This is a genomic window from Streptomyces sp. NPDC058701 (assembly GCF_042715295.1).
Taxonomy (GTDB): domain Bacteria; phylum Actinomycetota; class Actinomycetes; order Streptomycetales; family Streptomycetaceae; genus Streptomyces.
This window is the reverse complement of sequence record NZ_JBHXSY010000006.1, coordinates 169,626-190,223: the sequence shown is the minus strand read 5'-3', so window position 1 is coordinate 190,223 and position 20,598 is coordinate 169,626. Positions and strand designations below refer to the sequence as shown.

General features: G+C 69.3%; 19 protein-coding genes. 9 read left to right on the top strand and 10 right to left on the bottom strand.

The genetic code is table 11. The features are described from left to right. Positions 1–58: 58 nt before the first annotated feature. The 3 genes from ACFWW8_RS08755 to ACFWW8_RS08745 all read right to left on the bottom strand — a co-directional run bounded on the left by ACFWW8_RS08755 (position 59) and on the right by ACFWW8_RS08745 (position 3,166). The gene (locus ACFWW8_RS08755; protein WP_386525510.1) at positions 59–1,327 is read right to left on the bottom strand and encodes an MFS transporter; all 1,269 of its coding nucleotides are present in this window, start codon (positions 1,325–1,327) and stop codon (positions 59–61) included. 104 nt (positions 1,328–1,431) lie between these two features. Beyond that, complete coding sequence (locus ACFWW8_RS08750; RefSeq protein WP_386525507.1) at positions 1,432–2,514, bottom strand: inositol-3-phosphate synthase; 1,083 nt, start codon at positions 2,512–2,514, stop codon at positions 1,432–1,434. A gap of 49 nt (positions 2,515–2,563) precedes the next feature. After that, positions 2,564–3,166, bottom strand: coding sequence for a helix-turn-helix transcriptional regulator (locus ACFWW8_RS08745; RefSeq protein WP_386525504.1), 603 nt, complete (start codon positions 3,164–3,166; stop codon positions 2,564–2,566). Positions 3,167–3,440: 274 nt separating this feature from the next. On the opposite strand from ACFWW8_RS08745, the gene ACFWW8_RS08740 reads away from it, so the two are divergent. Beyond that, positions 3,441–6,101 (top strand): transglycosylase domain-containing protein, encoded by a 2,661-nt coding sequence (locus ACFWW8_RS08740; protein ID WP_386525501.1) that lies wholly within the window; start codon positions 3,441–3,443, stop codon positions 6,099–6,101. 86 nt (positions 6,102–6,187) lie between these two features. Further along, a complete protein-coding gene (locus tag ACFWW8_RS08735) occupies positions 6,188–7,648 on the top strand; it encodes a glycosyltransferase family 87 protein (RefSeq protein WP_386525498.1) in 1,461 nt (486 codons plus the stop codon). A 10-nt stretch (positions 7,649–7,658) separates the two neighbouring features. On the opposite strand, the gene ACFWW8_RS08730 is transcribed toward ACFWW8_RS08735, so the two are convergent. The 3 genes from ACFWW8_RS08730 to ACFWW8_RS08720 form a co-directional block, all read right to left on the bottom strand. After that, complete coding sequence (locus ACFWW8_RS08730; protein WP_386525495.1) at positions 7,659–8,690, bottom strand: alanine racemase; 1,032 nt, start codon at positions 8,688–8,690, stop codon at positions 7,659–7,661. A gap of 70 nt (positions 8,691–8,760) precedes the next feature. Next, a complete protein-coding gene (locus tag ACFWW8_RS08725) occupies positions 8,761–9,879 on the bottom strand; it encodes a lipid II:glycine glycyltransferase FemX (protein WP_386525492.1) in 1,119 nt (372 codons plus the stop codon). A gap of 132 nt (positions 9,880–10,011) precedes the next feature. Beyond that, positions 10,012–10,326 carry a hypothetical protein gene (locus ACFWW8_RS08720; RefSeq protein WP_386525490.1) on the bottom strand — a complete coding sequence of 105 codons (315 nt, stop codon included), beginning with the start codon at positions 10,324–10,326 and terminating at the stop codon, positions 10,012–10,014. A gap of 252 nt (positions 10,327–10,578) precedes the next feature. Between ACFWW8_RS08720 and rpsF the strand changes: the two genes are divergently transcribed. The 4 genes from rpsF to rplI all read left to right on the top strand — a co-directional run bounded on the left by rpsF (position 10,579) and on the right by rplI (position 12,286). Continuing rightward, the gene (gene rpsF / locus ACFWW8_RS08715; RefSeq protein ID WP_004950685.1) at positions 10,579–10,869 is read left to right on the top strand and encodes a 30S ribosomal protein S6; all 291 of its coding nucleotides are present in this window, start codon (positions 10,579–10,581) and stop codon (positions 10,867–10,869) included. Positions 10,870–10,941: 72 nt separating this feature from the next. Next, positions 10,942–11,541, top strand: coding sequence for a single-stranded DNA-binding protein (locus tag ACFWW8_RS08710; protein ID WP_386525488.1), 600 nt, complete (start codon positions 10,942–10,944; stop codon positions 11,539–11,541). Between the two features lie 43 nt (positions 11,542–11,584). After that, positions 11,585–11,821, top strand: a complete 237-nt coding sequence (gene rpsR / locus ACFWW8_RS08705; RefSeq protein WP_003956534.1) for a 30S ribosomal protein S18 — start codon at positions 11,585–11,587, stop codon at positions 11,819–11,821. A gap of 18 nt (positions 11,822–11,839) precedes the next feature. Next, positions 11,840–12,286, top strand: a complete 447-nt coding sequence (gene rplI, locus ACFWW8_RS08700) for a 50S ribosomal protein L9 (RefSeq protein ID WP_383915913.1) — start codon at positions 11,840–11,842, stop codon at positions 12,284–12,286. 158 nt (positions 12,287–12,444) lie between these two features. Here rplI and ACFWW8_RS08695 read toward each other — a convergent pair whose 3' ends face one another. Beyond that, the gene (locus ACFWW8_RS08695) at positions 12,445–13,782 is read right to left on the bottom strand and encodes an MATE family efflux transporter (RefSeq protein ID WP_386525484.1); all 1,338 of its coding nucleotides are present in this window, start codon (positions 13,780–13,782) and stop codon (positions 12,445–12,447) included. A 440-nt stretch (positions 13,783–14,222) separates the two neighbouring features. Between ACFWW8_RS08695 and dnaB the strand changes: the two genes are divergently transcribed. Next, positions 14,223–15,713, top strand: a complete 1,491-nt coding sequence (dnaB, locus tag ACFWW8_RS08690; protein WP_386525759.1) for a replicative DNA helicase — start codon at positions 14,223–14,225, stop codon at positions 15,711–15,713. A gap of 9 nt (positions 15,714–15,722) precedes the next feature. Then, a complete protein-coding gene (locus ACFWW8_RS08685) occupies positions 15,723–17,108 on the top strand; it encodes a serine hydrolase domain-containing protein (RefSeq protein WP_386525481.1) in 1,386 nt (461 codons plus the stop codon). A gap of 28 nt (positions 17,109–17,136) precedes the next feature. On the opposite strand, the gene ACFWW8_RS08680 is transcribed toward ACFWW8_RS08685, so the two are convergent. From ACFWW8_RS08680 to ACFWW8_RS08670, 3 genes are read right to left on the bottom strand one after another with little or no spacing between them, the layout of a single operon-like run. Continuing rightward, positions 17,137–18,312 (bottom strand): winged helix DNA-binding domain-containing protein, encoded by a 1,176-nt coding sequence (locus tag ACFWW8_RS08680; RefSeq protein ID WP_386525478.1) that lies wholly within the window; start codon positions 18,310–18,312, stop codon positions 17,137–17,139. Positions 18,313–18,366: 54 nt separating this feature from the next. Next, the gene (locus tag ACFWW8_RS08675) at positions 18,367–18,828 is read right to left on the bottom strand and encodes a GNAT family N-acetyltransferase (protein WP_386525475.1); all 462 of its coding nucleotides are present in this window, start codon (positions 18,826–18,828) and stop codon (positions 18,367–18,369) included. Between the two features lie 17 nt (positions 18,829–18,845). Continuing rightward, positions 18,846–19,766: a GNAT family N-acetyltransferase gene (locus ACFWW8_RS08670; protein ID WP_386525473.1), complete on the bottom strand. Its 921-nt coding sequence runs from the start codon at positions 19,764–19,766 to the stop codon at positions 18,846–18,848. Between the two features lie 139 nt (positions 19,767–19,905). On the opposite strand from ACFWW8_RS08670, the gene ACFWW8_RS08665 reads away from it, so the two are divergent. Next, positions 19,906–20,556, top strand: coding sequence for an HAD family hydrolase (locus tag ACFWW8_RS08665; RefSeq protein WP_386525470.1), 651 nt, complete (start codon positions 19,906–19,908; stop codon positions 20,554–20,556). Positions 20,557–20,598 lie beyond the last annotated feature (42 nt).

Below are 20,598 nucleotides of genomic sequence, written 5' to 3'. Positions count from 1 at the left end.
CCCGTGGCGGTGTTTCACGTGAAACATCGATACGGCACGGGTCGGCGGGAGCCACGTTTCACGTGAAACGTCGCCCCTGCCGACCCAGCAGCGCCGCTGTCGCGGCGTACAGGGCGGCCACGCTGACGATCAGCGTCACGGAGCGCCCGTCGACGGGGAGCATCAGGGCGGCGACCGCCGCTGCTCCGACGAACGCGATGTTGAACAGCACGTCGTAGAGGGCGAAGACGCGGCCGCGGTAGGCGTCGTCCACCTGGGACTGCACGACCGTGTCGGTCGCAATCTTGGCGCCCTGGGTGGCGAGCCCCAGGACGAACGCGGCGGCCAGCATCGGGCCGGGGGTGAAGAACAGCCCGAGGGACGGCACCAGCACCGCAGCGCCCGCGGCGCAGACGGTGATCGTCCCGCGGGTGCCGAGCCGGCCCACCAGCCAGGGAGTGATGAGGGCGGCCGCGAAGAATCCGGCCCCCGAGACACCGATCGCGATGCCCAGCAGCGCCAGACCGTCGGACTCGTTGTCCGACCAGGAGTAGCGGCACAACATCAGCAGCATGACGAACAGGGCCCCGTAGCAGAACCGCATCAGGGTCATGGCCGCGAGCGCTTGGGCGGCTTCCCGCCGGGAGGCCAGGTGCCGCAGCCCCTCGACCATGCCCCGCACGGTGTGGGCGGCTCCCTCGGCGACCGACGGGCGGAGCCGGCCCGGAGGGTGGTCGGGCCCCAGGAGGCCGATGGCAAGGCGCAGGGAGACCAGGGCCGCGCACAGGTAGAGGCCGGCTCCGAGAAGTACGACGAGCGCGTCGGAGTCGGCCGCCAGCACCCGGACGAGGAAGGCCAGCCCCCCGCCCGCGACCGCGGCGAGCGTTCCGGCCGTGGGCGAGAGGGCGTTGGCCGTCACGAGCTGTTCGGGACCGACGACGTGGGGCAGGGACGCGGCCAGTCCGGCCAGCACGAACCGGTTGACGGCCGTCACCGACAGGGCCGAGGCGTAGAACAGCCAGTCGGGCACGTGGGCGACGATCAGCATCCCGGTGACGCAGGCGAGGAAGGCGCGCAGGAGGTTGCCGTAGAGGAAGACCTGTCGGCGGCGCCAGCGGTCGAGGAGGACCCCGGCGAAGGGGCCGATGACCGAGTAGGGAAGCAGCAGCACGGCCATGGCCGAGGCGATGGCAGCCGGAGAGGTCTGCTTCTCCGGTGAAAAGACCACGTAGGCCGCGAGAGCGACCTGGTAGACACCGTCGGCCGACTGTGAGAACAGCCGTACGGCGAGCAGGTTCCGGAAGTCCCTCAGGCGCAGGAGTACGCGCAGATGACGTACGGCAGGCATGAGGGCAAGGGTCACATACGCGGAGGGTCCCCGGGCACATTGCCCGGGGACCCTCCGCGGAAGAACAGCCTAAGTCCAGGTGTCCGGAGGACCCTTGGGCTCGACTAGCGCTCGACCTCGCCCTTGATGAACTTCTCGACGCTGGCGTAGGCCTCGTCGTCGAAGTACTGCACCGGCGGGGACTTCATGAAGTAGCTGGAGGCCGACAGGATCGGGCCACCGATACCGCGGTCCTTCGCGATCTTCGCGGCGCGCAGGGCGTCGATGATGACACCGGCCGAGTTCGGGGAGTCCCACACCTCGAGCTTGTACTCGAGGTTCAGCGGGACGTCGCCGAAGGCGCGACCCTCGAGGCGGACGTAGGCCCACTTGCGGTCGTCGAGCCACGCGACGTAGTCGGACGGGCCGATGTGGACGTTGTTCTCGCCGAGGTCCCGGTCCGGGATCTGCGAGGTGACGGCCTGCGTCTTGGAGATCTTCTTCGACTCGAGGCGGTCGCGCTCGAGCATGTTCTTGAAGTCCATGTTGCCGCCGACGTTGAGCTGCATGGTGCGCTCAAGACGGACGCCGCGGTCCTCGAACAGCTTCGCCATCACACGGTGCGTGATGGTCGCGCCGACCTGGGACTTGATGTCGTCGCCGACGATCGGGACACCGGCCTCGGTGAACTTGTCAGCCCACTCCTTGGTGCCGGCGATGAAGACCGGGAGGGCGTTGACGAAGGCGACCTTGGCGTCGATGGCGCACTGCGCGTAGAACTTCGCCGCGTTCTCGGAGCCGACGGGCAGGTAGCAGATCAGGACGTCGACCTGGCGGTCCTTGAGGATCTGGACCACGTCGACCGGAGCCTCGGTGGACTCCTCGATCGTCAGGCGGTAGTACTTGCCCAGGCCGTCCAGGGTGTGGCCGCGCTGAACGGTCACACCGGCGTTCGGGACGTCGCAGATCTTGATGGTGTTGTTCTCGCTGGCGCCGATGGCGTCCGAAAGGTCGAGGCCGACCTTCTTCGCGTCGACATCGAACGCGGCGACGAACTCGATGTCACGCACGTGGTAGTCGCCGAACTGGACGTGCATCAGACCGGGGACCTTGGCCGCCGGGTCGGCGTCCTTGTAGTACTCGACGCCCTGCACCAGCGAGGCGGCGCAGTTGCCTACGCCGACGATGGCTACGCGAACCGAACCCATTCCGGTTGCTCCCTGTTTGTTCTCGGACGAGGCCTGCGAGATGCAGGCCTCATTTTGCAGTTTCGTCGGACGGACCGGATCGTCTCTGATCCCGTCCCGCCCGCTCGCTCTCGATGAGCTCGTTCAGCCAGCGCACTTCGCGCTCCACCGACTCCATGCCGTGCCGCTGCAGCTCCAGCGTGTAGTCGTCGAGACGCTCCCGTGTGCGGGCGATTGAGGCGCGCATCTTCTCCAGGCGCTCCTCCAGCCGACTGCGGCGGCCCTCCAGTACCCGCATGCGCACTTCTCGCTCGGTCTGACCGAAGAAGGCGAAGCGGGCGGCGAAGGACTCGTCCTCCCAGGTGTCGGGCCCCGTGTGGGAGAGCAGCTCCTCGAAGTGCTCCTTGCCCGCGGCCGTCAACCGATAGACGATCTTGGCGCGGCGCCCTGCGAGTGAAGCGGCGAGAGCGTCTTCCGGAGCGTTGCCCGGTTCCTCGATCAACCAGCCGTTGGTGACCAGCGTCTTGAGGCAGGGATAGAGCGTCCCGTAGCTGAACGCCCGGAACACCCCCAGCGAGGTGTTGAGCCGCTTGCGCAGCTCGTATCCGTGCATGGGGGATTCGCGAAGCAGGCCGAGGACGGCGAATTCCAGGATGCCTGAGCGCCTGCTCATCCGCCTGCCCCTCCTCCGACTCTGAGGTCTTATGTCGAGCTGATGTATCGACTCGATACATCCAGACGATAGATCGAGCAGCCTCTTGCGACAAGGGGCGACATGGTGACCGGCATCACATCACGAATTCGTACGAGGCAAGTTGCCTGATTTGGGGTGAACTTCGGCACTGTTCGGGTTTTGAGCGTGCGTAGTCTGTGGGCCATGACACCGGGGGAACCGGAATTCACCCGCCGCTTCCAGGCCACTCGCCTGCCCGAGGAGTAGTCGTTCGATGAGCGAGCATCGCCGCAAACCGCCGCAGCCCCAGGGCGGTGGACGCGCCTCGTCCCGCCGGGCCGCCCCGCAACGCCCCGGACGGGGCGCCGAGGCCGGACGCGGCGTGCCCACCGCGTCGCCCAGCGGCCCGTACGCAGAACAGCCCTCCCGCGGCAGCCGTGCCGAGGCCCGCAGGGCCGCCCAGAGAGGTTCCGCGGGCCGCGGAAGGGGCGGTGGAGCGCAGCAGGGACGCGGCGCCGGCCGCCCGGACAAGCGACTCATCAACTACCCGCGGTCCGACCGGGGCGGCTGGAAGCGCTTCGTACCCTCCTGGAAGCTCGTCGGCGGGACGGTGCTGGGCTTCTTCGCGGTCATCGTGGCCGGAGCCGGCATCGGCATCGCCATGGTGAGCACCCCCGACCCCAACAAGGCGGCCGAGGCACAGAACAACGTCTTCCTCTGGGCCGACGACACCCAGATGGTGGCCACCGGCGGATCGATGAACCGGCAGATCGTGGGCATCGACCAGATCCCCCTGTCGATGCAGAACGCCGTGATCGCCGCGGAGAACGAGTCCTTCGAGACGGACAAGGGCGTCGACCCCATGGGCATCGTCCGCGCCGTGTGGAACATGGCCAAGGGCGGTTCGACCCAGGGCGGCTCGACCATCACCCAGCAGTACGTGAAGAACAACTTCCTGGACTCCGAGCAGACGCTCAAGAGGAAGGTCACCGAGCTCTTCATCTCGATCAGGCTCGGTGTCACCGAGGAGAAGGACAAGGTCCTCGCCGGGTACCTCAACACCGCGTACTACGGCCGGGACGCCTACGGCATCCAGGCCGCGGCCCGCGCCTACTTCGGCAAGGACTCCAAGGAGCTGAACCCGTCCGAGTCCGCCTTCCTGGCCTCGGTCCTCAAGGGTCCCAACCTGTACAACCCGGACGGCGGCATCGGCGCCTCGGCCACGCCCGAGGCCAACACCGCGCGCGCGAAGCAGCGCTGGAGCTGGGTGCTCGACCGCCAGGTGCAGGTCGGGAGGATGTCCAAGGACGAGCGGGCGAAGTACAAGCCCGAGGCCTTCCCCGCCCTCGTCGAGTCGGCGCAGGCGCGCGGCATGTCCGGCCAGATCGGCTACCTGGTCGAGACGGCCAAGCAGTACGTGATGAAGACCAAGGACATCAGCGCCGAAAAGATGGCCCTCGGCGGATACCGGATCAAGACCACCTTCCAGAAGCCGAAGGTGGACGCCCTGGTCAAGGCCGTGGAGGACACCCGCAACGACTTCCTCGACGAGAAACTGCGCCCTGAACTGGACACCTTCGTGCAGTTCGGCGCGGCCTCCGTCGACGTGAAGACCGGCGCGATCGTGGCCCTGTACGGCGGTCCGGGCTGGGACCAGAAGTACTTCAGCAACAACGCCAACACCATCGGCGTCCCGGTCGGCTCGACCTGGAAGCCGTACGTCCTGGCCGCGGCGATGGAGCACGGCACCCAGAACTCGAACGGCGAGGGCATCTCGGTCGACAGCAAGTACATGGCCGACGACCTGACGGTGATCAAGAACCGCCAGGGCAAGCCGCTGCTCGCCGCGGACGGCAAGCCGTTCCGGCAGAAGAACGAGAGCCCGACCCCCTTCGGCTACGTCACCCTCAACGAGGCGATGGAGAAGTCCATCAACGTGCCGTTCGCCCAGCTCGTCTTCGACGTCGGACACTCCAAGGTCCGCGAGATGGCCAAGTCCACGGGCATCCTCGAGGACTCGATGGACAAGAACAACAACGCGTCCTTCGCACTCGGAACCTCCACCCCCAGCGCCATCCGCATGGCCGACTCCTACGCCACCTTCGCGGCCTCCGGCAAGCACCGCGAGCCGTACTCGGTGAGTGAGGTCACGAAGGACGGGCAGCCATTGTCCGGTTTCGAGGCCCCCAAGGAACAGCGGGCCATGGACAGCGCCGTCGCCGACAACGTCACCAAGGTCCTGGAGAACGTGGTCAAGAACGGCACCGGCACCAAGGTCAAGAAGCTGGGCCGGCCCGCCGCGGGCAAGACCGGCACCACCGACCAGAACAAGTCGGCGTGGTTCGTCGGCTACACCCCGGAGCTGTCCACCTCCGTGGCCCTCTTCCGCACGGACCCGAACTCCGCGGACAAGAAGCTGATGTCCATGAACGGCGTGGGCGGTACCGACTCCATCCACGGTGGTGACATCCCCGCCGTCATCTGGACCGAGTACATGCGCGAAGCGCTCAAGGACGCACCGGTCAAGGACTTCCCCGAGGCCGAGGACATCGGCGTCAAGGCGGACTCCTCGGGCGCGCCGTCCCCTACGCCGTCGGCGGTTCCCTCCCCGTCCTCGTCACCTTCGCCTTCCCCCTCCCGCCCCTCGCCGACGCCGTCCCCGACGCCGTCCAAGAGCGGGAAGCCCACCTGCAAGCCGTGGGAGCTGTACTGCGACCCGAACACGGCGGCCGGAGCGGCCAACGGTGGTGCCAACAACGGGGGCGCGAACAACGGCGGTGCCAACGGTGGTGCCGACAGCGGAGGCGCGAACAACGGCGGCATCATCGGCGGCGCTGACGGCGGCGCCACCGGCGGGCCGTCTCCGTCGAACACCCGGCCGGGCCGTCCGGGCGGCGTCAGCGGTGGGTGGCCCACCGGCAACCCGGAAGGCTGACCCGCCGCCCGAGCCGGACAGGAAGGCCGTCGCACCCCGTGCGACGGCCTTCCCCCGTGTCCGGCCCCGTACGGCAGGATGAGCGCATGACGAAGGTGCAAGAGGACCTCCCCGTACTGCCCACCCAGCAGGACGAGGTTGCCGCGGCCGGCAGCGAGCTCATCGGCGGCCCGCTCGGCCGCTACGCCCGGCTGGGCGGGCACTGGCTGGGACCGGTCCGCGTCGTGGCCCTCCTCGCCATCGGCATGTTCGCGCTCGGCATGGTGCAGAAGCTGCCCTGCTACGACTGGGCGTGGTTCCGGGGAGCGGGCTCGCAGTACACGCACGCGTGCTACTCCGACATCCCGCATCTGTACGCCGTTCGGGGCTTCGCCGACAACCTGACGCCGTACTTCGACCGGCTCCCCGGCGACATGGAGTATCTGGAGTACCCGGTGCTCACCGGGCTCTTCATGGAGGTCGCCTCCTGGCTGACCCCGGGCAGCGGCTCCATGCAGCATCGCGAGCAGATGTACTGGATGGTCAACGCGGGCATGCTGATGGCCTGCGCCGCGGTGATCGCCGTGTGCGTCGCCCGCACCCACCGGCGCCGCCCCTGGGACGCCCTGCTCTTCGCCCTCGCACCCGCCTTCGCGCTCACGGCGACGATCAACTGGGACCTGCTGGCCATCGCTCTCACCGCCGCCGGGATGCTCGCGTGGTCCCGCGGCCGGGCGGTGCTCTTCGGCGTCCTCATCGGCCTCGCCACCGCTGCCAAGCTCTACCCCGTTCTGCTGCTCGGGGTGCTGTTCGTCCTCTGCTGGCGGGCGGGGAAGTGGCGGGCCTTCGGCGGAGCCGTGCTCGGCGCGGCCGTGGCCTGGCTCGCGGTGAACCTGCCGGTGATGCTGTTCGCCCGGGACGGCTGGTCGAAGTTCTACACCTTCAGCCAGGAACGCCCCATCGACTTCGGCTCCGTGTGGCTGCTGATCTCCCAGCGCTCGGGCAACCCCCTCGACGGTGCCAACACGTACGCGACCGCCCTGACGCTCCTGCTGTGCGCCGCCATCGGGCTGCTCACGCTGTACGCCCCGCGGCGGCCCCGTTTCGCGCAGCTTGCCTTCCTGGTCGTCGCCGCGTTCATCCTGGCCAACAAGGTCTACTCGCCGCAGTACGTGCTGTGGCTGATCCCGCTCGCCGCGCTGGCCCGGCCGCGCTGGCGGGACTTCCTGGTCTGGCAGGCCGGAGAGATCGTCTACTTCTTCGGGATCTGGTTCTACCTCGCCTACACGAGCAGCGGCGACAAGCACCAGGGCCTGCCCGTGGAGGGGTACCAGCTGGCCATCGCGGCCCACCTGCTGGCCACGCTGTACCTGTGCGGGGTCGTCGTGCGGGACATCCTGATGCCCGAGCGGGACGTCGTGCGCCGGGACGGCTCGGATGACCCCTCGGGCGGCGTCCTGGACGGTGCCGCGGACGTGTTCGTGCTGTCGGACGCAGCGAGGGCGCCGCGGTACGCGGCGCCCTCGGAGGGACAGCAGGTCGGCTGGGGCGTGCGCCCCGGGAAGTGACCCTGAGGGCTCAGGCGTCGAGCACCCGGTCGAACTGCGTGGTGGTGTGGCGCAGGTGCGCCACCAGCTCGTCGCCGACCTTCGGCTCGGTGGCGTCCGAGGGCACGAAGAGGATCGACACCTGCATGTGCGGCGGCTCCGCGAACCAGCGCTGCTTGCCGGCCCACACGAACGGCGACAGGTTCCGGTTGACGGTGGCCAGGCCCGCCCGGGCGACGCCCTTGGCCCGCGGCATCACGCCGTGCAGCGCCTTGGGGGCCTCCAGGCCCACCCCGTGCGAGGTGCCGCCGGCGACCACGACGAGCCAGCCGTCGGACGCGGCCTTCTGCTGGCGGTAGCCGAACCGGTCGCCCTTGGAGACGCGCGTGACGTCGAGGACCGCGCCGCGGTACTCGGTCGCCTCGTGGTCCCCCAGCCACAGCCTGGTGCCGATGCGGGCCCGGAAGCGGGTCTGTGGGAACTGCTGCTGGAGCCGCGCCAGCTCCTGGGCCCGCAGGTGGCTGACGAACATGGTGTGCAGCGGCAGCCGGGCCGCGCGCAGACGGTCCATCCAGCCGATGACCTCCTCGACGGCGTCCGAGCCGTCTGGGCGGTCCAGCGGCAGGTGCAGGGCGAAGCCCTCCAGCCGGACGTCCTCGATGGCGCTGTGCAGCTGGCCGAGGTCCTGTTCGGAGATGCCGTGCCGGCGCATCGAGCTCATGCACTCGATGACCACGCGGGCGCCCACGAGACCGCGGACCCCGTCCAGCGAGGACACCGAGCGGATGACCCGGTCCGGCAGCGGGACCGGGTCCTCGCCCCGACGGAACGGGGTGAGGACGAGCAGGTCGCCGCCGAACCAGTCCTTGATGCTGGCGGCCTCGTACGTCGTCCCGACGGCCAGGACGTCGGCGCCCATGCGGGTCGCCTCCTCGCACAGCCGTTCGTGGCCGAAGCCGTAGCCGTTGCCCTTGCAGACCGGGACCATCCCGGGGAACTGGTCCTGGATCTGCTTCTGGTGCGCACGCCAGCGCGCGGTGTCGACGTAGAGCGTGAGCGCCATGCCCGTCCGGAACCTCTCCTGTGGAGCTGCGTGGTGCAGCGGTGTGGGGTGTGGGTGGGATGAGGTGCGGTCAGCGCCGCGACATGTAGATGTCGAGGGCCTTGTGCAGCACCTTGTTGAGCGGGAAGTCCCATTCGCCGACGTACTCGACGGCCTCGCCGCCCGTGCCGACCTTGAACTGGATGAGGCCGAACAGGTGGTCGTTCTCGTCCAGCGTGTCAGAGATGCCGCGCAGGTCGTAGACGCTGGCTCCGAGCGCGTAGGAATCGCGCAGCATGCGCCACTGCATCGCGTTCGACGGCCGCACCTCGCGCTTGTGGTTGGCGGACGCTCCGTACGAATACCAGACGTGCTGGCCGACGGTGAGCATCGTGGCGGCGGCGAGCGGCTCCCCCTCGTGCGTGGCGATGTAGAGCCGCATCCGGTTGGGATCCTCGGAGTTGAGGGCCGTCCACTGGCGCTGGAAGTAGCTGAGCGGGCGAGGGCGGAACTTGTCGCGCTCGGCCGTGATCTCGTAGAGGCGCTGCCAGGTCGGCAGGTCCTCGTAGCCGCCTTGGACGACCTCGACACCGGCCTTCTCGGCCTTCTTGATGTTGCGGCGCCACAGCTGGTTGAAGCCCTTGAGGACGTCGTCGAGCGAACGGTTGGCCAGGGGCACCTGGAAGACGTAGCGCGGCTGGACGTCGCCGAAGCCGGCACCGCCGTCCTCGGCCTGCTGCCAGCCCATGCGGCGCAGCTTGTCCGAGACCTCGAAGGCGCGGGGTTCGATGACCGACGCCTCCACGTCGCGCAGGCGCTTGACGTCGGGGTCCTGGATGCCGGCCTTGATGGCGGTCGAGTTCCACCGCCGGATGACGACGGGCGGACCCATCTTCACCGTGAAGGCACCCTGCTGCTTGAGGTGCGCCAGCATAGGCTGGAGCCACTCCTCCAGGTTGGGGGCGTACCAGTTGATGACCGGCCCCTCGGGAAGGTACGCGAGGTACCGCTTCACCTTGGGCAGCTGCCGGTACAAGACGAGCGCGGCGCCGACGAGTTCACCGGAGCCGTCGAACCAACCGAGGTTCTCCGAACGCCACTCGTTCTTCACGTCGGCCCACGCCGGGACCTGGCAGTGGCTCGCCGACGGCAGGCTCTGGAGGTAACCCAGATGCTGCTCTCGGCTGATGGTCCTCAGGGACAGGCTCATGCGGGGCGTCTCCTCCGGCGGCTTCGCTGGCTATGGCGCGAAGCCTACTGCGACAGGGGCGCCACCCATCTGGGGGACGGGCCCGGGGCCCGGGCCGACTCGCGGCCGGTGCCCTGTCGCGGAGGCGTCCCGTCAGCCCAGCCAGCCCCCGAACAGGCCGCCGTGGGCCATCCCCATGTAGAAGCCGAAGGCAGACGCGCCAAGGCCGATGATCAGCGCGAAGCGCTCGCGTGTCGTCACGGAGACGAACTGTCCGTACGCACCGGTCAGGATGCCGATCAGGCCCGTCCACGAGCTGATCAGGTGCAACTGATCGAAGAAGGCCGTGACGAACGCCACGGCGCCGAGGACCAGGGTGACCGCCATCAGGGTGTCCTGCAGCGGGTGGGGCTTGCCGTCGGTCGCGAAGAGCGAGATGGAGGACTGGCGTCGCATTGCCTGTGCCATCGGAAGGCACCTCCTGGCTGAAGCAGAGCGGTGCAGCGGGGCCTGCCTCCGGACCGGCCGGGGGCATAGCACCGAGCACACCCGATGGATACAGATTGTGGCCTCCTCCTGCCGGATTTCAACCGGAAGGAGTCGACGGGGTAGTCTGTACGGTCTGCGCGGTGTCTGTTCACGGATGCCGTGCATCACGCATCACGACCCTCCTGCCACGGATCGACCGTGGCCGCTGAGTCCAAAGGAGGTGGGTTCCACATGCGTCACTACGAAGTGATGGTCATCCTCGACCCCGATCTCGAGGAGCGCGCTGTCTCCCCGCTGATCGAGAACTTCCTTTCCGTCGTCCGTGAGGGCAACGGAAAGGTCGAGAAGGTCGACACCTGGGGCCGTCGTCGTCTCGCTTACGAGATCAAGAAGAAGCCCGAGGGCATCTACTCGGTCATCGACCTTCAGGCCGAGCCTGCGGTCGTCAAGGAGCTTGACCGACAGATGAACCTGAACGAGTCGGTTCTCCGGACCAAGGTCCTTCGCCCCGAGACCCACTGAACTTCGGTTCAGCGGTAATCGGGACCGAGTAGCACAGCAGCCCAGCAGCAATCCCCGCCGAGAGGTTCATCCATGGCAGGCGAGACCGTCATCACGGTCGTCGGCAATCTCGTCGACGACCCCGAGCTGCGCTTCACCCCCTCGGGTGCGGCGGTCGCGAAGTTCCGTGTCGCGTCCACTCCCCGCATCTTCGACAAGCAGACCAATGAGTGGAAGGACGGCGAAGGCCTGTTCCTCACCTGCTCGGTCTGGCGTCAGGCGGCGGAGAACGTCGCCGAGTCCCTTCAGCGGGGCATGCGCGTCATCGTGCAGGGCCGGCTGAAGCAGCGGTCCTACGAGGACCGTGAGGGTGTCAAGCGCACGGTCTACGAGCTGGACGTCGAGGAAGTCGGCCCCAGCCTGAAGAGCGCCACGGCCAAGGTCACCAAGACCACCGGTCGCGGTGGCCAGGGTGGATACGGCGGCGGCGGTCAGCAGCAGGGTGGCGGCGGCGGCAACTGGGGCGGAGCCCCCGGTGGCGGCGCCCCGCAGGGCGGCGGAGGTCCCTCCGACGACCCGTGGGCGTCCAGCGCGCCGGCCGGCGGCCAGCAGCCGCAGAGCGGCGGCGGGGGCGGCTGGGGCGGAAGCTCCGGCGGCACCGGCGGTGGCTACTCGGAGGAGCCGCCCTTCTAGGGCAGCTCTCACCCCCACTTCTTGATCACACAGGAGAGACACAATGGCGAAGCCGCCTGTGCGCAAGCCTAAGAAGAAGGTCTGCGCGTTCTGCAAGGACAAGACCGTGTACGTGGACTACAAGGACACGAACATGCTGCGGAAGTTCATTTCCGACCGCGGCAAGATCCGTGCCCGCCGCGTCACCGGCAACTGCACGCAGCACCAGCGTGACGTCGCCACGGCTGTGAAGAACAGCCGTGAGATGGCACTGCTGCCCTACACGTCCACCGCGCGATAAGGAAAGGGTGACCGACCAATGAAGATCATCCTTACCCACGAGGTCTCTGGCCTCGGTGCCGCCGGCGATGTCGTCGACGTCAAGGACGGCTACGCTCGCAACTACCTGGTCCCGCGTGGTTTCGCGATCCGCTGGACCAAGGGTGGCGAGAAGGACGTGGCGCAGATCCGCCGCGCCCGCAAGATCCACGAGATCGCGACCATCGAGCAGGCCAATGAGTTCAAGGCCAAGCTCGAGGGCGTGAAGGTCCGTCTGGCCACCCGCGCGGGTGACGCCGGTCGTCTCTTCGGTTCCGTTACCCCGGCCGACATCGCCACGGCGATCGAGTCCTCGGGCGGCCCGAAGGTCGACAAGCGCCGCGTGGAGCTGGGCGCCCCGATCAAGACCCTCGGTTCGTACCAGGTCTCCGTGCGTCTGCACGCCGACGTGGCCGCGAACGTGGGCATCGAGGTCGTCGCCGCCTAAGGGCTGCACACGAAGGGCCGCACCCCGGTGGGGTGCGGCCCTTCTTCGTATCCAAAGCCGTCGGGCACGCGCTGTTTCACGTGAAACAGCGTCGGCCGTGTGCCTTCGTGTTTCACGTGAAACCAGGTTGGGCGTCGTGTTTCACGTGAAACACCGCCCTAGCGGGTGGCTCCCGCGACCAGCCACCGGCCCGAGCGTGCCCGGAGCTGGAGGGTGACCATGCGGACCAGCATCATCAGCGTCATGGCCCACCAGAGCGTGGTCAAGCCTCCGCCCACGGCCGGGACGAGCAGTGCGGCCGGGGTGAAGACCGCCAGTGTCAGCAGCATGGCCCAGGCCAGGTAGCGGCCGTCTCCGGCGCCCATCAGCACCCCGTCGAGGACGAAGACGATGCCGGAGACCGGCTGGGAGACGGCCACCACCAGCAGTGCGGGCAGCAGGGCGTCCTCCACTGCCGGATCGCTGGTGAACAGGGGAACGAACACCGGGCGGGCCAGGACCACGAGCAGGCCGAGGACGACACCCGAGACGATTCCCCACTGGACCATGCGGCGGCATACGGCTTTGGCGCCCGCGGTGTCGCCCGCACCGAGGTAGCGGCCGATGATGGCCTGTCCCGCGATGGCGATGGCGTCCAGGGCGAAGGCGAGCAGGCTCCATAGGGAGAGCAGGATCTGGTGCGCCGCGATGTCGGCGTCGCCGAGCCGCGCGGCCACTGCGGTCGCGATCAGCAGGACGGCGCGCAGGGAGAGGGTACGGACCAGCAGCGGCGCTCCGGCCTTGGCGCAGGCCCGGATCCCGGTGGCGTCGGGCCGCAGTGAGGCGCCGTGCCGCCGTGCTCCGCGCACGACGACGACGAGGTAGGCCGCGGCCATGGCGCACTGGGCGATGACGGTGCCCCACGCCGAGCCGGCGATGCCGAGGTCCGCTCCGTAGACGAGGGCGACGTTCAGGACTCCGTTGAGGGCGAAGCCCCCGATGGCGACGTAGAGCGGCGTACGGGTGTCCTGGAGGCCGCGGAGGACGCCGGTGGCGGCCAGGACCATGAGCATGGCCGGGATGCCGAGCGTGGAGATCCTCAGATAGGTGACGGCGTACGGGGCGACGGTGTCGGAGGCGCCGAAGACGGACACGAACCAGGGTGCGGCGGGCAGGACGACCACGATGACGGCTGCGCCGAGCAGAAGGGCGAGCCAAATGCCGTCCATGCCCTGCCGGATCGCCGCCCTCAGGTCACCGGCCCCCACCCGGCGGGAGACGGCCGCGGTGGTGGCATAGGCGAGGAAGACGAAGATGCTCACGGCGGTGGTGAGCAGTGCGGCGGCGATGCCGAGGCCGGCCAGCTGGGGAGTGCCGAGGTGTCCCACGATGGCGCTGTCGGCCATCAGGAAGAGGGGTTCGGCGACGAGCGCGCCGAAGGCGGGTACGGCGAGAGCGAAGATCTCTCGGTCGTGTCGTCTCGGCGCAGCCTTCGGCGCGGCGGGGGCCTGTGTCATGCGGTCAATCTAATCTTCCACAGGTAATGGATGCAAGGGTGCTGGGATCCTTACAGGTGCGCTGACTTGCGCGTTCTTCCCACCCCGTTGGAGGCGATCTCAGGACAGTGGCGAGTTTTTTTCCGACACCTGGGCTCCGGAGGGAGAAATGGCAGGTCAGCAGGGGTAACGCGGCAGGGCGGGTGATTTTGTCCACAGCGTCGTCCCCCGGTCCGTACACAGCTTCCGGCGAGTTACCCACAGCATTGGCGCCGTCGTCCACATCTCATCCACACAGCCTGTGGATAACAAGATTGGCTGACGCCGCTCCCGGCCCTACCGTGGTGCGTTGCCCGACTCGCCGACAGCCGATCCGGGTGCCCCAAATGTCAGAGCCGTGTCGTAGAAAGAGTGACACGGCGAGGTCCGCGTTGCGGACGGGAGGAGGTGGCCCGGTGAGCATGCCCGAGCCCACGGACGACCCTTGGGCCGACAGCGGTCCGGGTGACCGTCTGCCCGCCCGTCCGCGCCGCAACAGCGAGGGTCGGGGCCGCGGGGACGGCCAGCGTGACCGGGGCCGTGAGGACGGCTCCTGGGACGACGGCGGGGGTGGCGGAGGGGGCGGCGGCTTCGAGCGCGTCCCTCCGCAGGACCTCGACGCCGAGCAGTCGGTGCTCGGCGGCATGCTGCTCTCCAAGGACGCGATCGCCGACGTCGTAGAAGTCATCAAGGGCCACGACTTCTACCGGCCCTCGCACGAGACGATCTACCAGGCCATCCTCGACCTCTACGCCAAGGGCGAGCCGGCCGACCCGATCACCGTCGGTGCCGAACTGACCCGGCGCGGCGAGATCAGCAAGGTCGGCGGGGCCTCGTACCTGCACACGCTCGTGCAGTCCGTTCCCACGGCGGCCAATGCCGAGTACTACGCCGAGATCGTCCACGAGAGAGCGGTCCTGCGGCGCCTGGTCGCCGCCGGCACGAAGATCACGCAGATGGGGTACGCGGCCGACGGCGACGTCGACGAGATCGTCAACAGCGCCCAGGCCGAGATCTACGCCGTCACCGAGCAGCGGACGTCCGAGGACTACATGCCGCTCGGCGACATCATGGAGGGCGCCCTCGACGAGATCGAGGCGATCGGGTCCCGGAGCGGCCAGATGTCCGGCGTCCCGACCGGGTTCACCGACCTGGACTCGCTGACCAACGGCCTGCACCCGGGCCAGATGATCGTCATCGCCGCCCGTCCCGCGATGGGCAAGTCCACGCTCGCCCTGGACTTCGCGCGGGCCTGCTCGATCAAGAGCAACCTGCCGAGCGTGATCTTCTCCCTCGAAATGGGACGCAACGAGATCGCGATGCGCCTGCTCTCGGCGGAGGCCCGGGTCGCGCTCCACCACATGCGCTCGGGAACGATGACGGACGACGACTGGACCCGGCTGGCCCGCCGGATGCCGGACGTCTCCGCCGCACCGCTGTACATCGACGACTCCCCCAACCTGTCGATGATGGAGATCCGGGCGAAGTGCCGTCGGCTCAAGCAGCGCAGCGACCTCTCGCTCGTGGTCATCGACTACCTCCAGCTGATGCAGTCGGGCGGGTCCCGCCGTCCCGAGAGCCGCCAGCAGGAGGTCTCGGACATGTCCCGAAACCTCAAGCTGCTGGCGAAGGAGCTCGAGGTCCCCGTGATCGCGCTCTCGCAGCTGAACCGTGGACCGGAACAGCGCACCGACAAGAAGCCGATGGTCTCCGACCTGCGTGAATCCGGCTCGATCGAGCAGGACGCCGACATGGTGATCCTGCTGCACCGTGAGGACGCGTACGAGAAGGAGTCCCCCCGGGCGGGAGAGGCCGACCTGATCGTGGCGAAGCACCGAAACGGTCCGACGGCGACGATCACGGTCGCCTTCCAGGGTCACTATTCGAGGTTCGTGGACATGGCCAACACGTAGCATCCGATCATGGATGAGCTTTCCGAGGACCTGGCCCTTCTTCCTGCCACCCGCCGCGCGTTGGACCACCGGATCGCCGTGGCGCAGAGCGATGGCCGTGCCCCCTCCGTGGTGGCTGCCGTCGCGCGCGGCGGGGCGACCGTCTGGGAGGGCTCGCGGACCTCCGTCCCGGGGCACGGCCCGGACGGGAACGTCCAGTACCGGATCGGCTCCATCAGCAAGACGTTCACGGCCGTCCTGGTGATGCGGCTGCGGGACGAGGGGCTGCTGGACCTCGCCGACCCCCTGGAGAAGCACGTGCCCGGCACCCGCGCCGGGGAGGCGACGATCGCCCAGTTGCTCTCCCACACCGGGGGGTTGGCTGCCGAGACGCCCGGTGAGTGGTGGGAGCGCACGCCCGGATCGACGCGGCCGGAGCTGGCCGACGTACTGGGCGGGGAGCCCTTCCGGCACGCGCCGGGGCGCAGGTTCCACTACTCCAATCCGGGCTACGCACTGCTGGGTTCGGTCATCGAGGCACTGCGGGGCAAGCCGTGGGCGGAGGTGCTGCGGGCGGAGGTGCTGGAGCCTCTGGGGCTGGACCGTACGAGCGCGGCACCCGAGGTCCCCCACGCCGGTGGCTGGGCGGTGCACCCGTGGGCGGACGTGATGATGCCGGAGCCGATGGAAGACCTGGGACTGATGGCCTCGGCCGGTCAGCTGTGGTCGACCACCCGAGACTTGGCGCGGTTCGCCGGATTCCTCCTGCGGGGTGACGACCGGGTGCTGAGCGAACGGACCGTACGCGAGATGCGCACGCCGGTCTCGCCCCCGGAGCCGGGCATCGCGGAGGCCGGCTACGGGCTGGGCCTGCAGCTCACGTCCGACGCCGGGCGCCGACTCGTGGGGCACAGCGGCTCGCTGCCGGGGTTCCTCGCGGCATTGTGGCTGAGCGAGGCCGACGACGTGGCGGCGGTGGTCCTGGCGAACTGCACGTCGGGCCTCCCGTCCGCGGCGGTGGCCGCCGACCTGGTGGCGATCGTCGCCGACGCGGAACCGAGGTTCCCGGAGCCGTGGCGGCCGTTCCGCGAGGCCGATCCGGTGGCACTGGAGCTGTGCGGGCCCTGGTACTGGGGTACGTCGGCCCAGGTCGTGCGGTTGGCCTCGGACGGGTCGCTGGAGCTGGGGCCGGTCGGCCCCACCGGGCGGGCGGCGCGCTTCCGGGCGGAACCGGACGGCACCTGGACGGGGCTCTCCGGCTACTACGCGGGGGAAACGCTGCGGGCGGTGCGGCGCGAGGACGGCTCGGTCGGTCACCTCGACCTCGCGTCGTTCGTCTTCACCCGGGAGCCGTACGACGCGCAGGCCCCGGTGCCCGGCGGAGTCGACCCACAGGGCTGGCGCGGCATCGGCTGACGGTCCCGCACGGGACAGCGCGCCCCGGTCAGGCCGCGAGTTCGCGTTCCAGCGGAGTGCGCATGCGCGGGGTGATCCGGGCGTTGCCCACCCACGCGGTCAGGCGCGAGGCCTCTTCGGTGATCGCCTTCTCGGCTTCTCGGCCCGGGCTGCCCAGCAGCCGCCAGACGATCCGGCCGTCGGACCGCTGAGCCCAGCCGCCGACGATCTCGCCGTTCCACCAGACGGTCGGGCCGATGTTGCCGGCGTAGTCGAAGAGGGCGGGCCGGTGGGCGGGATCGAGGTGGAAGCCCCGGTCCGCCCAGCCCATGCTGCTGGGGTCGAGGGCCGGCAGCAGGGCGGCCCAGGGCTCAGGGGCCGGCTCGGCGCCGGTGTCGCCGGGGCTCACCAGCGCCGTGGTGCCGTCGTCGAGGCGGACCTGCTCCGTGCCGGCAGCGGCCAGGGCCGTTCGGACATCGCCGAGGCTCCAGCCGGTCCACCACTTGAGGTCGGCCTCGGTGGCCGGACCGTACGCCTGGAGCCAGCGTCGCGCGATCTCGGCGCGGGCCTCCGCCGCGGGCAGGACGGGCCAGGGGTCCGTGTGGACCCAGCGGAACTGGCTGGAGGTCCACGACCCGCGCGGCCGGTCGCGCCGGATCCTGCCGTCGGCGGCCAGCAGGCGGATGACCCGGGTGGCGACGCCGGTCTGCGCCTCGTACTTCTTGCCGCGGTCGATGGTGATCTTCTGGCGGAGGAGGGGCACGGCAGCCGACAGCTGGTTTCCCGTCGACGGGCCGCGGGCATCGAGGGCGTCGAGCGCGGCTCTCTCCGCCCCGGCCAGCCACTCGGCATCGAGGCCCTGGCCGTCCTCGGCGAGGTGCTTGAGGAGGGAACGCCGCTCCTTGACCGCGATGCCGCGGGCGGTGGAGGCGTCGACGTACGGGGCTAGGGCGGTGGAGACCGCGAAGAGCGTGTTGCGCATGCTCAGCAGCCGCACCAGGCCGACGTCCTCGTAGAGCGCCCGCTCGACGGTGTCAGGACCACCGTCGGCCATCCGGGCGCGTGCGGAAAGGAAGACCGTCGCCGCGTCCGTGGCGTGCAGGGCGACGACGGCGTCCGCCGCCTGGACCACCGTCGCGCCCCGGACCGAGGGAGCCAGCCGGTGACGCCGGCCGAGCCGGTGCCGCCGCTCGGCGGTGCTGATGAGGGGAAGGCATGCGCTCATCCTCCGGATCCTAGGCCGGGCCGCCGACACGGCCCGGCCCGTGGGCTCGGTGCCTCAGAGAGCGAGCTTGAATCCGACGTGGGACGCGGTGAAGCCGAGCCGCTCGTAGAAGCGGTGCGCGTCGGTGCGCGACGCGTCCGAGGTCAGCTGCACGAGGCTGCACCCCTCGGTCCGGGACCGTTCGACGGCCCATTCGATGAACAGGGTGCCGAGGCCGCTGCCGCGCTCGTCGGCATGCACCCGGACCCCTTCGATGATCGAGCGGGTGGCCCCTTTGCGGGAGAGGCCCCGGACGATCGTCAGCTGGAGGGTACCCACGACGCGGCCCGCGCGGACAGCGACGACCACGTGCTGGCTCGGGTCCTCCGAGAGGTGCTTGAGGGCCGTCCGGTACGGAGTGAGGTCGTCGAGAGATTCGCGCGTGGCGCCCAGGGGGTCGTCGGCGAGCATGGCGACGATTGCGGGCAGATCCGCCTCGGTGGCGCGGCGGATGGTCAACTCGGAGGAATCGGTCATCGTGGTGTGTGCCTCTCTCAGCCCGCGGCGACGGTGAGCGGAGCCCAGCGCCGGGTCCAGTCACCGGGCAGGCCGGGGATGCCGCGGGTCATGACGGCGTTGAAGGCCACGGACTTCAGGCCGCGCTCCTTCAGCCAGCCGAGGAACTCCTCATGGCGTACGTCGACATCGGTGCGCAGTGGTCGGTCTGTCCCCGCGGCCAGCGCGGAGACCAAGGCCTTGGCGGTGCCGGTGTCACGCGCGACCAGCGGACCGATCACATGGGTCTCCATGTTGGGCCAGGCCGCGGCGTAGCCGCTGAGCGTGCCGTCGGTGTCCTCGGCGACGACCAGCCGGTCCGCGAAGGCTGGTAGCCGGATGATCATGTGCGTGCGGTCGGTGCCGAACACCTCGGCGTCCAGACGCAGGATGCGCGCGAGGTCCTCGGCGTGCGCCGGCCGTACCGCGGGATCACCGGACGGACCGGCACCGGACGGACCGGAGGCGTCCTCGTGTCGGAAGGTTCCGCGGAGCATCTCGGCACGGCCCGTGGTGTCGAAGCCGAGCTCCTCGTAGAGGGGGCGGCCGAAGGGGGTGGCGTGCAGGGTGAGAGGGACGCCCTTGAGCACGTCGTCGCATACGTACTTCATCAGGCGGCGGCCCAGGCCTTGGCGGTCGTAGCGGGCGGCGACGAGGACCATCCCGACGGCGGCGAGCTCCGGTCCGCCGTTGGCCAGGCCGTACTCGGTGACGACGCAGGCGGCCGCGAGCCCCTGACCGTCAGGAGCGTCCACGCCGTAACCGTTCCCGGCGGCGAGCAGAAGTCCCCACTTGTGGTCCTCGCGGGGCCAGCCGCGGTCCTCGGACAGGTCGGCGCACCGGCGGAGGTCGTCCGCGGCCAGTGCTCGGATCGGTAGATCGGTGAGATGTGGTGGTGTCACCGACTCAGACTGGATCATCAGCCGCTGAGCGTCCAGAGGGTTGATGAGGCGGGTGTTTCACGTGAAACACAACCCCAATGTTTCACGTGAAACCGATCGCTCGTTTCACGTGAAACGCGCTGTTTCGCGAGAAACAGAGGCACTAATCTCTGGGGCTATGACCACCCTGCACCTCTTCGACCTCGACGGAACCCTGATGTACGGCTCCGCGGCACCGGTCGAGATCTCCCGCCAGCTCGGGGTGAGCGCCGAGATCGCGGAGCTGGAGCAGGCCTTCGCCGCGCGCCGGATGGGCCCCCACGAGTTCTCGGTGGCCGTCCACGCGCTGTGGGCCGGCCTGACACCCGCACACGTCCGGGCGGCGTTCGACGGGTCCCCGTGGTTGGCCGGCATCCGGGACGTGTGGCGCGAGATCCGGGAACGCGGGGACTACTGCGCGGTCATCTCGCTGTCACCCTCCTTCTTCGTGGAACTCCTCCTGGAGTGGGGCGCGCACGCCGCGCACGGCTCGGTTTTCCCCGAGGTGCCGTTCACCCGGCCCGTAGAGGTGGCCGGCATCCTCACCCCCGAGGCCAAGGTCACCGTGGCGGACCGACTGTGCACGCGGTTCGGAGTAACCTGGGGCGACTGCGTCGCGTACGGGGACTCGATTACCGATTCCGTGCTCTTCGAGGTGGTTCCGGTTTCGGTGGCGGTCAATGCGCGTCCTTATCTGCAGGAACGCGCGACGCATGTCTACGAGGGCCGGGATCTCCGGGAGGCATACCAGCTCGTAGGGGTGGCACGCCCGGGAGCTGAGGCATCTTAAGGGGATAGGGGGCTCGGAACGCAGATTTTCCGCGTTTCCCCG